Genomic DNA, 14,172 nt, shown 5'->3' on the forward strand with positions numbered 1-14,172 from the left:
GACGGCGCTCTGCCACGCCAGCACGGCGTTCGGCGGCTCGCACGGTCGCATCCTATTCGGCGAAGGCGCCGCATTAACTGGATGAACTACCAATAGCAGTGCCGTTGTCAGATACGGAAAAAGCAGGTGGCGACGAATGAACGCAAGGCAACTTTGTGCACACCGAAACCCGCAATGATGTCGTGTGCGGGAAAGCGCCATTTCTATCCGGCAGATCGGTAAGTGTTGTGCCGCGTGCGCACTGCCAATATCGTTGAGCAACGCGGTGCCTGATAATGCGTTGGAATCAATTCGTCGCGCTTGCCCGGTAAACCTTGACATGCACCTGCCGTTCGTTGCCTCCCGTCCGACGGGCAGCAACTGCGATGGTGCGCGTTGCGTGATGCGCTTCCAGGTCAATCGTTTCGAAGCCTTCTTCCAAATGGTCCGTTGCGAGCAACTCGCCGGAAGAAAGGTCGTAAAGGTGCACACCCGGTCTCGTCGTTCCTCCCCTCGTGGCAATAACCAATAGACGGTCTGTCAGCATCGCCGCAGATGCAATGCACCCGCTTCCTCCTCGATTCAACGCCAAATAGCGGATCGCTTGCCCTGAACGTGTATCAATCACGACAATGGCGCGATTGTCGTCGCTTGGGCAATTCGGCCAGGCAACCAGATTCGAGCCGTTGGGCGAAACGCGGAAGTCGGAGAAAGTCGGCTTTGGGCCCAACGTGGTCTGGACAGGCGCTTCGGATTCTGGAATCGTGATCGTTGTTGCCGCACCCGTCGGCGACGCACGCACGACCTGTACTGTCGAGCCATAACGCATTTGGTAAGCAATCACAGCCAGGTCGGAACTTGCCTCGATTCTGTCGATGATGCCTACGCCGTAAACTTTTGGCAACACGCCCTGGATGTTCTGACATCGCTTGCCGCCCACATCGGAAACGAATAGGCCTTGGTCAGTCCGCTTCGGACGTGAGTGGGGGCACTCACCTACTCCGACTTGGCGTAGCCCACCAAGGTCCATGGCATTCCCTGAATATCCCCATAAGGGCTGCCCAACAAAAGTCGGGCTTGGTACCGTTGATGTTCCGCCAATTAACGGAAATCGAGAGACAAATCCCCCAAAAAAATGTGCCCATTGGCCATCCGGCGTTATCCTCAGCCCTTTCATACCGTGCGCGGGAAAGGTAAGTCGCCTGACTGTCTGGAATTCGTTGTCCAAGCGCTTTGTCTCAAGGATACTTTTGTCCCGCGGTTCGGGATCAGAATCTTGCGGGATGCCTTGCCAAAAAGTCACCACCGAGAGTTCTTTGCCTGCTGCATCAAATGCGACACGAGCCAGAAGGCCTTTGCCCAAAAACGCATCCATAGTAAAATCGCCCAGCTTTCTCAGCGGCCCGATCGGCTGTCGGTTCGATGTCTCAGTCGCTGGCCCTGCCAAGCCTTGCTCGCTTGTTTGAGATCTGGGCGCGCAATCCGCTGAAAGGTTTAGTACTTGGCCGACCTCAATAGCTCGCGCGACTTCTTCTCCATTCCAACGTACGATGTCACGCCATGGCACGCCTGCATCAAGACCTATCCGAATCACGTTGTCGCCCGGCTTGGCTGTGTATGTCCGACAAGTCCCAGACTTGCCAATCCGCGGCTGCAGCTTGGCCGAAGCCTGTGATACAAACTGACCCTGCGGCCACCGCGATAGATAGGCCGCGCACGACGCTGAACTACCGTCCCGACACTTGGCCCACGCCAGATCCTCGGAGCCGATCTTGTCATCGACAAGGCCGGGTCGCGCCCTGAGTCTGAAGGTCATTCCTGCAGAACCCGCGATCCAGGGCTGCTGAAAACTACTGCCGTCACCGCGCCGAGTGAGCTCCTGGGTGATCTCGCCGGCGCGATGGATCACCTCGTCAAAGGTACCCAGCGCCGGCTCACGCATCGCTCTCAGCAAGGCTCTGGTGAAGACGCTGTTGCGCTCACCGGAATGCGCGGCCAAAGCCTGCCTGCCAGGCTCTGCGGCGTAAACCAATCGCAAGCCCGCGCCGATCTTGACCTCACCAAACCCCCCAGTATCACTAATGCCCTTAGTTCCGCCTTCCAGGTCCGGGAAGTCGCGGCAGGCATCAAGAATGACGATCCGCGCTTTGGCGCGACGATTGCCCATGTCTCTCAGCAATTCGTTCAGCGACACCATCTGCCCTTTCAGATCATCGATTGATTCCAGATTGGCTGATCGAGGAACCAGGTAGTTCTCGTTCAGATTTTCAAAACCGTGACCAGAGTAGTACACCAATGCCACAGTCTGCTCGTCTAGCTGGCCCAAAAAACGGCTGATCTCGCGCTGCATTGCCGAGCGGTCCAGATCGAACATCTGGTTCTCGTTGCTGATGACAAAACCCATGTGCCTTACTAATGAGGCGATATCCTGAGCGTCTTCGCGGGGGCCATCAAGGCTTGGAATACGCACCGGCGCCGCAGCGCCACGAGCCTTCAGCTGCGCGTTGCCGTAGTTGCTGACGCCAATCACCAGCGCCAGAAACTTGGCGCCAGGATTGGCCTCGCGTATGCCAATTTCTTTGGCCAGCTCCGGCTGGGCGATTGCCGGCATAGCAAGCAGCGCAACAATCCACCAAATGGCCATCCGGCGAAGGAACGCAATTCTCGAACGCGGAGCAAGTATTACTGTCCCGAAGCCGAGCCCCCAGGCACTTTCACTTACCACACCGGTTTTCATCTTCATCTCCTACCGCCCAACCAAATTTATCGCGCCGCCTAGGGCCGGGGAAATTGCGCCTAGCTGCGCTTTCGACTGGCGGATTCAACGGTCATCGCGGCACGTTCGCTGAAGCGCTCAGCGGGCGTTTGGGAGCCGCGCGTCTTGGGCGGCCTCTCGTTCAATTGTCTGGCGATCAAGGTGAGCTGTAGTTGGGAGTAGCCCGACATGTCGGTGCCCAGTGAAGGGCGCGTCGTATCCGGGGTTTGATGTGCAGATTGGGACCGTCAGGCAGAGCTGAAGGGCTTTTGCCGTGTCGGCTGATGCAGGATAGGTCGACGCAGGCTGTCGTGCCGCTGATGCCAAGTTCTGTGCGCCTGGGCGTGTCCCCGCTGCCCGGGGAGCCGCTGCCAAGGCCCATCGTCTCGCCCCTGACGGGCTGCCATCCGTCACGCGTGCCGTTGCCTTGCAGCAAAATTGCCGCATGCCCGCGGAGATCCGTGTCCCGTTCCCCAAAGCTGACCAAGACCTTCGCCTCAACTTCGACGAGAGCGTCGAGAACGACCACCTCGGCCTCGCCCTCGACATCAGCGTCGCGGAGTTCGACGAGTTGGCCCGCATGACCGACATCGTGGTTGCCGGCGCGGAGGTCACCGACGTCGGAGTTACCGTCCACTACACGGTCTCGTGGGAAGCCTTCCACGCCTGCGACGACAAGATCGTCACCGGCGCTGCGGCCCGCTTCGTTCGCGGCAAGACCGAGGGGTCAGACTGGCTGTTCGAGAAGGCAGCGCCACCCGCCGGGCGCAGCACCCGGGACGAGTTCTGACCTACCGACATGGACTCACCGACGCCTCCAACGACGCCGGCCCCCGAGCTCGATGGCATCGCTAATGCCGTCAACGACCTTGACCTGCTGATCCGGGCGTTGCTGAGCTCACTGCCCGCTAGCAAACCATGGCAACGTCAGTTGCGACTGCACCTAGTTGACGCCGACCGTCTGCTGCAGGTTTGGCGCATGACGGTCGTGATGGACCGAACCGCCGCGGACGTCCTGCAGGCGGCGCGGAACCTGTTGGTACCCCTTCGCGCGGCCAATGCGTATGTGGCGGCAGGAAGGGCGGATGCGGGGACAAGGCAGGCTGTACAACTCAGTTTCAATCTGGGGCAGCGGACCGTCGCTGGTCTTGAGGCACAGGCCGGTTCGTCCTAGCTCAAACGCTTCATACCGTGGGAAGAAGGCCAACGCTAGGCGCTCCACCGCTTCCGCTGTATTGGCAAGCTTCCGTTTCCGGCTCGTCGGTCGGTGCATGGCGCTTCACCAATGCGAGGCGAAGAACCGCTGACACCCTGAAGTCGACGACGGCTCTGCAGCGTTATGGAGAGCTTTCCCGAACGCTGCACAGCCGCCGATCGGTGACGCGATGTCGGCTTGAGGCTGGAGGGCCGACTTCACCCAGCAAACGATGGTTGCGCTGCGGATCTAAACAGTCGCGCTTGAACGCGGTGCTCTACAAGGCCCGACGTCGTCGTCGCCCATGCTGGTTGTGGCCTCGACCAACTCAGACATCGCCGGCGGCATCACGGGCCACATGAACCCTAATGACAAACAAGAATTGTTCTCAACTAATTTGCGTGTCTTTTGCGTGAGTTCTCCATGCGACCCCCAGCGGAATTCTGCACTTGCGTGAGTTGTGGGCACCCGTAAGTCGTTGATTTATAAAGCGGCTAGGGGGCTACGAACCAAGGGGTCGTGGGTTCGAATCCTGCCAGCCGCACCAAAAACAAGAAGAAATGGAAACGCCCCGGAGCTTGCTCCGGGGCGTTTTTCCTTGTGCGGTTGAAAACCTCAGCCGTTTCGGGAGAAACGTGGTGCCTTGGCTGGCTGCCAGTGGCCGTCGGCGCTTTGCACGAAGCTGCTGCGCGCCTGAGCGTGCGGATGCAGCGGCGCCTCGGCCAAGGTCAGCACCGGCGCGAAGCAGACGTCGCTGCCTTCCAGCAGCGCCATCCATTCGTCGCGCGTCTGCTCGCGGATGCGCGCTGCGACGCGCTCGCGCAGTGCCGGCCATTGGCGGTGGTCGTGCTGAGCGGCCGGGTCAATGTCGTGCAAGCCCAGGCGCCTGAGCAACTCGGCATAGAACGGCGGCTCCAGCGCGCCCAGCGACACGAAGCGGCCGTCAGCGCATGCAAAGCTGTCGTAGAAAGGCGAGTTGTGCAGGAAGAAGTTCTGCGCCGGCTCGTCGCTCCACCGGCCGGCGGCGCGCAACGAATGCAGCAGGCTGGACAGCAGGCCCACGCCGTCGACCATGGCCGCGTCGACGACCTGACCGCGCCCGCTGCGCTGCGCCTCCCACAGTGCGGCCATCAGGCCGAAGGCGAGCAGCATCGCGCCGCCGCCCATGTCGCCGACCAGCGTGGCCGGCAGGCTGGGTGCCACGCCCGCGCGGCTGGCAACGGACAGCACGCCGGTCAGCGCCACGTAGTTGATGTCGTGGCCCGCCGCCTGGGCCAGCGGGCCGGTCTGGCCCCAGCCGGTCAGGCGGCCGTAGACGAGGCGCGGATGGCTGGGCGTGAAGCTGTCGGGGCCAAGACCGAGGCGCTCCATGACACCGGGGCGAAAGCCTTCGATGAGCGCGTCAGCACCGTCGATCAATCGGCGCGCTTCGGCCAGGCCTGCGGGCGTTTTCACGTCCAGGCAGAGGCGCCGCTTGCCGCGGTCCAGCGCCGTTCCGGTGTCTATCGCCTGGCCGCCGGGGCGCTCGATGACGAGCACATCGGCACCGTGGTCGGCCAACAGCATGCCCGTCAGCGGGCAGGGGCCGAGGCCGGCCATTTCGATGACCCTGAGGCCGGTCAGCGGCCCGCTTCTGGGTGAGGAGTCCATGGCGACAATGCTCGCATGAGCAAGGCATTCACCAAGGAAAGCGATGCGGCCGACGATGACGAGGGCGATGGCCCCTCGCTGCCGGCACTGCCCGCCGGCGCCCGCAATTACCTGACGCCGGCCGGCTATGCCCGGCTGCACGCGGAATTCATGGAACTGCTGGATAACGAGCGGCCCAAGATCGTCGAGATCGTTTCCTGGGCGGCCAAGAACGGCGACCGCTCGGAGAACGGCGACTACCTCTACGGCAAGAAGCGGCTGCGGGAAATCGACCGCCGCCTGCGCTTCCTGACCAAGCGGCTGGACATCGCCGAGGTCGTCGACCCGAGTGCCCATCACGGCAGCGATCAGGTCTTCTTCGGTGCGACGGTGACCTATGTCAACGCGCGCGGAGAGGAGAAGACCATCCGCATCATCGGCATCGACGAGGCGGACAGCCTGGCCGGCGAGGTGAGCTGGGTCTCGCCCATCGCGCGCACGCTGCTGAAGGCACGCGTGGGTGACGAGCTCAATCTCGTGACGCCGGTGGGCGTCGAGAAGATCGAGGTCGTCGAGGTGGTCTATCCGGCGCCTGCAGCGCCCTGATCAGGACTTCTTGGCCGGCGGCTTGAGCATCGCGTCGGCGCGCGCTTTCTCGTCCGTGCTGAGCCTGGCGGCGATGGCGGGCAGGGCAATGGCGGCCTGCTCGTTGCCCAGGCCCTTGCTGAGCGTGCACCACGCGTAGGCGGCGGCCATGTCCTTGTCGCCGCCCTGGCCCTGGGCCAGCATGACGGCGAGGTTGAACATCGCGTCCGGCTGGCGGCGCTGGGCCGCGGCCTGGAAGAACTGGCGTGCCGTGGCGAAGTTCTGCGGAACAACCTCACCGCGGTAGAAGAAAGTGGCCAGCGCGTTCTGTGCGTCGGCGTGGCCCTTCAGCGCAGCGTCCTTGTAGAGCACGACGGCCCGCTCGGGCGCGGCGGGCAGGCCTTCGCCGAGGTCCATCATGCGTGCGGCTGCATAGGTGGCCTCCAGGTGGCCAGCCTTGGCGGCGGCGCCGTAATAGGCGCCCGCGCGCGGCAGGTCCAGCGGGATGCCCTCGGGCTGCTTGGGCAACTGGTGCTGGTAGAGCTGGCCCAGCATGTAGAGGGCCGGCACATGGCCCGCCTCGCTAGCATTCTGCAGATAGGTCAGGGCACGCTTGGCATCGGGCGCGGTGCCGATGCCGCTAAGGTTGGCCTGGCCCAGCAACGTGCCGGCCGGCTCGAAACCGTAGTCCAGCGCCTTGTTCCACCACTTGTAGGCTTCCGCGGGATCGCGCTTGGCACCCTGGCCGCTCAGGTAGATGCGCGCGAGCAGCAGCGAGGCCTCGACGCGGGTGTTGATGTTGTCCGGCTTCCTCGGATCGAACTTCAGCCGGTCGTTGACGGGGTCATAGCGCGCGTCCGTCACCTGGCGCAGCCATTCAATGGCCTTGGGTGTGCTGGCCGGCGTGCCCAGGCCGAGCAGGTGGATGCGGCCCAGCATCATGGCCGCTTCCTCGTAGCCGAGCTTCTTCCAGCCTTCTTCGAACTTCGCGCGGGCCTCGGTGTAGTTGCCCGCCTCGTAGGCTTCGAAGGCCTTGGTCAGCGACTTGTCCTTGCGGGCGATCCAGTTGCGACCGGCGGAGAAGCGGCGGTCGGCGCCACCGCAGGCGACGGCAGGCGAGGTGCCGCTGATGTCGTTGGGGTCGGTCGTGGGGGCGTCCAGCGGGCCAGTCACGGGGCCCGTCTTGGCATTGCCAGCCGGGCTCAGGTCGCTGAAGCGCTCGGCCTCGTTGGATGGGCTGTCCTGCATGCCCATGTCGCGCATATAGGCCAGCGTCACCTCGTCTTCGGCGGCTGAGTAGCCACTCAGAAAGCCGCATGACGAGGCGAACTGGCGCCCCAGGACCTTGTCCTTGGCGGCGGTGATGATCGAAGAATCGACGCCGCCGTTGCGCTGACCGGTCACCTTGACCGAGTTCAGCGTCTGTGTCGGCGCAACTGCCGGCGCGGTAGCCGGCTTGGCGCCGTCGGACTGCTGAGCTCCAGCGGCCGATGCCGCAAGCGCCAGGGCGAGGACGGCACGTGCCGCCCAGTTCGGTTGAAGGAATGGGCGGTCGGTGCCGGTCATCTTGTCTCCCTGGTCTTTGCTTAGCGCGGGCTGCGGAGCGTGAAACCTACCGTGTAGCGGCGGCCAGCGTAGTTGTCGCTGTAGATGCTCGGGATGCCATCAGCGTAGTCCTGGTAGCCGCCGGTGTTCGACTGCGTACGCTCACCGGTCAGGTTGCGCGCGTCGGCAAAGATCTCCAGGCCGTTCTTGAACTTGTAGGAGAGCTTGGCATCGACGTAGGCAGTACGCGGAGCGAAGATCGGCGCGCCCGGGTTGTAGGGCTGGCGCCAGTTGATGGTGCCGATCGACGGATAGTTGTTGATGGCAAGGGCGGCGGTGGTTCCCCCCGGCGTGAAGCCCTGGTAGCGCGTGGCCACCACCTGCATCGCGATGCGGGCCTGGAAGCCGCCATCGTCGTACCACAGCGAGGCGTTCCACGAGTGCTTGGGCTCGCCGGCAACCGGCAGCACGGCACCGCTGATCAGGTCCAGCACCGGTTGGCCCTGAGTGGACTTCGCCTTGGTGAAGTTGGCGTCGAGGCCCGTGTAGCGCAGGATCGACGGCAGGAAGGAGAACGCCGTCTTCATGCCGACTTCAAAGCCCTTGCGCGTGGCGGCCGGCTGGTTGTCCCAGGTGGTGTACGTGAACTCCGAGTCGGCCAGCGGCTTGCCGGTGAAGGGGTCCAGGGCGTTGCTGTCCTTGAACAGCCTGACGTCGTTGCGCGACGCGATCAACGTCGGCGCGCCGACTAGGCCACGCTGCTTGTAGAGGGCAGCCGAGAACATCGTGTCGCGGTTGGGAAACCATTCCACGGACAGGTTCTGGTTGACGTTGGTCTGGGGCTTGAGGGCCGGGTTGCCGAAACGGCCGCAGCCCTGGTCTGTTTCCGAGCCGTCTTCTTCCGTGGTTCCGGTGTTGAACTCGTAGGTGTTGCAGGTGCCTTCAGGCAGCAACTTGGAGATCGGCGGGCGCGCGACCGTCTTGCCGATGCTGTAGCGCAGCACCAGCTTGTCCGGGATGGCCCACATCGCCAGGTTCAGCGAGGGCATCACATCGGTGGTGCTGTCCTTGATGGACGTGTTCATGGTCTGCGAGTAGGCCTGCAGGCCGGCGGGGAGGGTGGGGTTTGCCGGGTTGAAGCTGCCCGCGATGATGCGGTTCGAGCGGATGGTCACGTAGCCCGTGCCTTCCACGTCCGTCTTCACAACACGCACGCCGATGTTGCCGGCGAATTCCATGCCGAAGGGCAGGGACCAGTCCGTGAACGGCACGCGGTCGACCTCGAAATCGGTCATCAGGTACGCGGCCGTTGTCTTTTCCACTGCATGGCTCACCGGCATGTCGTAGACCTTGCCGTCGGTGGCCGTGCACTGGCGGAAGCAGTCCAGGCGCACGGGGACACCAGCCAGCTTGAACAGCTTGTCGATGTCGATTTGATTCCAGCCATTCAACAGCGACTCGGGTCGGTCCTTGGCGTTGGCGTAGAACTGGCTGGCCGGTGCCAGCGTCATCGTCTGGCGGATGATCTCCTCGTACTGCGCTCGGGTCAGCGTGGTGGTGCCTGCCACGCCGCCGCCGATGCCGCGGTTGAGCTGGTTGCTGGGCACGTAGCCGTTCGGCGCGCAGGGGTTGCCGCCGGCGGCCAGGGAGCCGGGCGTGTTCTCGCAACCGATGAGGTTGAAGCGCGTGTTGACCTGCGGCATGTAGACGCCCGGCACGAAGCCGGCCGTGCCGTAAGCGCCAATGGCCTCCTTGATGGTGCTGCCGGCGCCGGTCCAGAAATCGCTGGCGTTCTTGCGGATCTGGACGCCGCCCTTCAGCGAGGTCAGGAAGGGCACCTTGTCGACAAGGTTGTAGGACAGGTCGAGCTTGCCTTGTTTCTCGGAGTTCTCGCTGTCGTAGGACCGGATGACGTTCAGCAGCGTGCTGTTGGTGTACTGCGCGTTCTGGGCGGCCGTGTAGGCCGGAACGGTGACTGGATTGGTCGCCGAAGCGTTGAAGACCAAAGAGGAAACAGCCGGGTTCAGCGTCGCGTACTTGGGGAAGTTGAGCTGTTCGTTCGTGCTGCCCGCAGGCAGCGTGAAGGCCCAGATGCCGTTGGGCTGAACGGCGAAGTTGCCGACGCCGAAGTTGTAGCCGAACGAGGCGCGGCGGTCGTAGCGCATGGCGGTGGACTTGACGATGCCTCCCATGAACTGGGCCTTCAGCCGGCCGTCGTTGTACTCGCCGCCGGCGAGCAGCGTCTTCGTCGTGGTGTCGATTTGACTGAAGATGGTGTCGGTGCCGTAGGTGCTGTTGTCGAGCGAGTAGCCGGTCACATGGTGCGTGGAGTCAACCGTGTAACCCGGCAGGATGGTTGTCGTGGCGCCCGTCACGAGCCCGTTCTGCATGAGCGCGTTGGCTGCCGTCACCGGGAACGAGTAGGTGGTGGGCAGCAGGCTTCCGCTGGCGCCGGCCGTCAGGTTGCGAACCCCGGATTTGCCGGGCACAGCGCCCGCGCTGGCAGTAAAGCCGGTATCGGTGAAGCCGGTGTTGAACGTCGGGCTGCTGCCCAGGCCCAGGAAGCCCACCGTGTCGTCCACATGCCGCTTGGCGCTGCCCAGCTTGGTGTAGACGGTCAGCTTGTCGTTGACCTTGAAGTCGAAGCGGATGTCGGCGCTGTCGCGGCTGTCATCCTGCTCGCGCAGGTTGTAGCGCATGCCACCCGCGTTGGCCACGGTGTAGTCGTTCCACTGGTTCAGGCAGCTCATCTGCTCTTCGCCGCGCCGGGTGATGGCCGCGTTGATCGTCACATTGCGCGAGCCCGGGTCGATGGACGCGATCTCCCCAGCGGTCAGATTGGGAAATGCGGTGAAGCAGGCCGCCTTGGTCTGGGCCGCGGCCGACTTGGTAAGCACTTCCAGCGGCGTCGCAGCGTTGAAGAAGCCGCCGCCAGCGGCGGCTGTCTTGGGCGAGGCCAGCGTCGTCACCAGCGCCGTCGGATCGGCCTGATTCAGCGTGTTGGGGTTGTGCGTGAAGGTCTTCTCGGGCGAGTTGTCGAAGTCGGCCAGACGCTGGAGACCCTGTTGGTTGTTGCTGCCGCCCTGCGTGATCGCGTGGTTCTGGCTCACCGTGCGCGACTTGTTCCAGTTGAGCAGCACGCCCAGCTTCTTGTCGAAGAACTTGTCGGCCAGGATCACGTTGTAGCGAGGCGTGGTCTTCTTGACCAGGTCGCTCTGCGTGGCCTCGGCCTTGATCATGTAGAAGGGCTTGTCAAAGTCCAGGCCCGTACGGGTCGTGATGATGATGCCGCCGCCCAGCGAGCCTTCGGTCATGGCCGCGGTGGAGCCCTTGATGACGTCGACGCTCTTGATGAGGTCGGAGGGCAGTTCACGGAACTCGGTGCCGCGGCCGTCGCCGCCTTCGGCGCCCCGGCCCAGCAGGTTGGTACCGGCGCCGGAGCTCACGCCCATGCCGTCCAGTTCCACGCGGGTCAGTTCCGAGCTGTTGCCGCGGATGGAGACGGTCGTGCCTTCGCCGTAGTCGCCGCGGTCCAGGGCCACGCCAGCGATGCGCGAGATCGCTTCGCCAATGTTGCGGTCGGGGAAGGCGCCGACGTCCTCGGCGACGATGGAGTCCTGGGCCGTCGCCGCGTTCTTCTTGCGGTTGATGCTGGACTGCTGCGACTGGCGCGTGCCGACGACCAGCACGGTCTCCAGCTCGTTGACCGGCGCCTTGGGCTTGGCTTCAGCCGGCTTGGCGGCTGCGGCCGGGGCGGAGGCTGCACCAGCCGGCGCGGACGGCGTTTGAGCCAAGGCAGCCTCGTGGGCCATCAAGGCGAGGGCCAGGGAAACGGCAGCGCCGATGTGGTCGCGGCGCAGGGCAGGGGGGCTGGTCTTGGTCACGAGAGGTCTCCGTCTGAGGCCGGTCCGAATCCGGCCCGTCGTTGTTGTCAAAGGGCGCTGCCCTGGACGGAGAACGGGTGAGGTCCATCCGACTGAGGCGTCGGAACGGACCTTAAACATGGGGTTACAAGCCGAGAAATACGATTTCTCGGTTTATCTATATCACCAAGGAATACCGAGGCCAGAAACAGTGGTTAACCCGGGGACGTAAACAGAAACACTCAAGGGCGTGAGCGGCCCCGCAACAGGAGCCGCGCGATGACAACGATGTCAGGGTTTCACGCGGGATACGCGCTGCACGGCGGGCGTGCGGCGCAGCACGCGCAGCACATCGGCCAGATGCAGGCGGTCGCGCACGGCCAGCAGCAGGCTCATCTCGACCTCTTGCAGCGCTGGCGCTTCGTCGCCCATCGCGATGTGGGTGATGTCGGCCTCTGCCTGCGCCACGGCCTGGGCGACCTGGGCCAGCACGCCCTTGCCGTTGGTCAACAGCAGGGTGACGCCGACCTCGAAGCTGCGTGTCAGCTCCTCGGCCCACTCGACGCGGATCCAGTGCTCGCTGTCGCGCTGGAACAGCCGCTTGCCGACCGCGCACTCGCAGGTGTGCACGATCAGCCCCTCGCCGCGGCCCAGGTAGCCGCGCACCTCGTCGCCGGGGATGGGCCGGCAGCAGGTGGCGAGCTGCACGGAGGCACCCTCGCCGCCGTCGATGGTGACGCTGCCGCGGTCCACCGGCGTCTCGGTGAAGCGGCCGAGTGTCAGCGCCAGTGCATCGGGCCGCTGGCCTTGCTCGGCCATCAGGCGGGCCATCTTCTTGGCGATGATGGCGGCGATCTTGCGGCCGGCGCCGATGTCGACGAGGAGCTGTTCCGTGCCGGCGCTGCCGGCCCAGGCGGCCAGCTCGTGCCAGATCTGCGCGGCTGGGTCGTCTGCCTCCAGGCTGGGCAGGCCCAGGCCCTCGACGCGCATGGCCTGGGAGAGCATCTTCTCGCCCAGCTCGCGCGACTCCTCCTGCTCCAGGTCTTTCAGGTAGTGGCGGATCTTGGAGCGTGCACGGCCCGTGCGCACGAAGCTCAGCCAGGCCGGGTTGGGGCTGGCGCCCGGCGCGGTGATGACCTCGACGATGTCGCCGCTGCGCAGCTCGGCCCGCAGCGGCACGGCCTCGCCGTTGACCTGGGCGGCCACGCAGTGGTCACCGACGTCGGAGTGGATGGCGTAGGCGAAGTCCACCGGCGTCGCGCCCTTGGGCAGGGCCATGATCTTGGACTTGGGCGTGAAGACGTAGATGGCGTCGGGGAAGAGGTCGATCTTGACGTGCTCCAGGAACTCGTTGGCGTCGCGCGTCTCGTCCTGGATGTCGATCAGGCTTTGCAGCCAGCGTGCATTGGCCTGCTGGGCCGCCAGCGCCGAGCCCTGCTTGCCGCGGCTCTTGTAGATCCAGTGCGCCGCCACGCCCTGTTCGGCGATCTGGTGCATGCCCTCGGTGCGCACCTGGAACTCCAGCGGCGTGGACAGCGGCCCCATCAAGGTCGTGTGCAGGGACTGGTAGCCGTTGTCCTTGGGGTTGGCGATGTAGTCCTTGAAACGGCCTGCCTGCGGCTTGTAGAGGGCATGCAGCACGCCTAAAGCGGTGTAGCACTGCAGCGGCTCCTCGGTGACGATGCGAAAGCCGAAGATGTCGCTGACCTGGGCGAAACTCATCAGCCCCTTCTCGCGCATCTTCTTGTAGATGGAATAGACCGTCTTCTCGCGCCCCTGCACCTCCACACGCAGGCTGGCCTTGGCGAAGGCGGCGCGGATGTCGCCCTCGATGCGCGACACCAGGTCGCGCCGGTTGCCGCGCGCCTTGCCCACGGCCTTGGACAGCGCCGTGTAGCGCCAGGGGTGGAAGTACTGGAAAGACAGGTCCTCCAGCTCGCGGAAGGTCTGGTTCAGTCCCAGGCGGTGGGCGATGGGCGCGTAGATGTCGAAGGTCTCGCGGGCGATGCGGCGGGCCTTGTGCGGCGCCATCGCGCCCATCGTGCGCATGTTGTGCAGGCGGTCGGCCAGCTTGATGAGGATGACGCGCAGGTCGCGCGCCATCGCCAGCAGCATCTTGCGGAAGGACTCGGCCTGCGACTCCTCCTTGGTGGAGAATTGCAGCTTGTCCAGCTTGGTCAGGCCGTCGACGAGATCGGCGGTCGTCGCATCGAACTTCTCGATCAGCTCGGTCTTGGAGACGCCGCAGTCCTCGACCACGTCGTGCATCAGCGCCGCCATCAGGGCCTGGGCGTCCAGCCGCCATTCGGCGCAGATGCCGGCGACGGCGATCGGGTGGGTGATATAGGGCTCGCCCGTGGCGCGCTTCTGCCCCAGATGGGCCTCGTCAGCGAAGCGGTAGGCCTCGCGCACGCGCTTCACCTCGGCCTTGCTGAGGTAGCCGAGCTTGGGCAGGAGGGCGTCGAAGGAGGCCGCCTCGGCCGCAGTCGGCGGCGCCGGCTGGCGAAGGCCAGGCAGCGTGAACCAGGCGGTGAGGGAGCGTTGGGCCATGCGCCGAATTTAGCCTAAGCAAAAAAGCCAACGGGCGTCCGAGGACGCCCGTTTCATGTTCAGCAAAAGGC

At 64.4% G+C, this 14,172-nt stretch carries 8 protein-coding genes; 3 read left to right on the top strand and 5 right to left on the bottom strand.

The window, feature by feature from the left end; genetic code table 11:
• Positions 1-286 precede the first annotated feature (286 nt).
• Positions 287-2,716, bottom strand: coding sequence for a caspase family protein (locus AC0IZJ_RS25515; protein WP_471854591.1), 2,430 nt, complete (start codon positions 2,714-2,716; stop codon positions 287-289).
• Positions 2,717-3,179: 463 nt separating this feature from the next.
• Between AC0IZJ_RS25515 and AC0IZJ_RS25520 the strand changes: the two genes are divergently transcribed.
• Together AC0IZJ_RS25520 and AC0IZJ_RS25525 are read left to right on the top strand one after the other, a co-directional pair.
• Positions 3,180-3,524, top strand: coding sequence for a hypothetical protein (locus tag AC0IZJ_RS25520; protein WP_471854592.1), 345 nt, complete (start codon positions 3,180-3,182; stop codon positions 3,522-3,524).
• A 9-nt stretch (positions 3,525-3,533) separates the two neighbouring features.
• Entirely contained in the window at positions 3,534-3,908 is a 375-nt protein-coding gene (locus tag AC0IZJ_RS25525) for a hypothetical protein (RefSeq protein ID WP_471854594.1), read from the top strand.
• 636 nt (positions 3,909-4,544) lie between these two features.
• On the opposite strand, the gene AC0IZJ_RS25530 is transcribed toward AC0IZJ_RS25525, so the two are convergent.
• The gene (locus tag AC0IZJ_RS25530) at positions 4,545-5,579 is read right to left on the bottom strand and encodes a CaiB/BaiF CoA transferase family protein (protein WP_471854596.1); all 1,035 of its coding nucleotides are present in this window, start codon (positions 5,577-5,579) and stop codon (positions 4,545-4,547) included.
• Between the two features lie 15 nt (positions 5,580-5,594).
• On the opposite strand from AC0IZJ_RS25530, the gene greB reads away from it, so the two are divergent.
• Positions 5,595-6,164 carry a transcription elongation factor GreB gene (gene greB, locus AC0IZJ_RS25535; protein WP_471854598.1) on the top strand — a complete coding sequence of 190 codons (570 nt, stop codon included), beginning with the start codon at positions 5,595-5,597 and terminating at the stop codon, positions 6,162-6,164.
• Here greB and AC0IZJ_RS25540 read toward each other — a convergent pair whose 3' ends face one another.
• From AC0IZJ_RS25540 to AC0IZJ_RS25550, 3 genes are all read right to left on the bottom strand, one after another.
• Positions 6,165-7,709: a tetratricopeptide repeat protein gene (locus tag AC0IZJ_RS25540; RefSeq protein WP_471854600.1), complete on the bottom strand. Its 1,545-nt coding sequence runs from the start codon at positions 7,707-7,709 to the stop codon at positions 6,165-6,167.
• 20 nt (positions 7,710-7,729) lie between these two features.
• Positions 7,730-11,572: a TonB-dependent receptor gene (locus tag AC0IZJ_RS25545; RefSeq protein WP_471854602.1), complete on the bottom strand. Its 3,843-nt coding sequence runs from the start codon at positions 11,570-11,572 to the stop codon at positions 7,730-7,732.
• Between the two features lie 270 nt (positions 11,573-11,842).
• A complete protein-coding gene (locus AC0IZJ_RS25550) occupies positions 11,843-14,101 on the bottom strand; it encodes a RelA/SpoT family protein (protein ID WP_471854604.1) in 2,259 nt (752 codons plus the stop codon).
• Positions 14,102-14,172: the final 71 nt, after the last annotated feature.

It is taken from the genome of Roseateles sp. AC306 (assembly GCF_979253795.1).

Excerpts from the sequence above, each read along its gene's own strand:
- AC0IZJ_RS25550 (WP_471854604.1), bottom strand. The coding sequence starts at position 14,101 with ATGGCCCAACGCTCCCTCACCGCCTGGTTCACGCTGCCTGGCCTTCGC.
- AC0IZJ_RS25520 (WP_471854592.1), top strand. The coding sequence starts at position 3,180 with ATGCCCGCGGAGATCCGTGTCCCGTTCCCCAAAGCTGACCAAGACCTT.
- AC0IZJ_RS25515 (WP_471854591.1), bottom strand. The coding sequence starts at position 2,716 with ATGAAAACCGGTGTGGTAAGTGAAAGTGCCTGGGGGCTCGGCTTCGGG.
- AC0IZJ_RS25525 (WP_471854594.1), top strand. The coding sequence starts at position 3,534 with ATGGACTCACCGACGCCTCCAACGACGCCGGCCCCCGAGCTCGATGGC.
- AC0IZJ_RS25540 (WP_471854600.1), bottom strand. The coding sequence starts at position 7,709 with ATGACCGGCACCGACCGCCCATTCCTTCAACCGAACTGGGCGGCACGT.
- greB (WP_471854598.1), top strand. The coding sequence starts at position 5,595 with ATGAGCAAGGCATTCACCAAGGAAAGCGATGCGGCCGACGATGACGAG.
- AC0IZJ_RS25530 (WP_471854596.1), bottom strand. The coding sequence starts at position 5,579 with ATGGACTCCTCACCCAGAAGCGGGCCGCTGACCGGCCTCAGGGTCATC.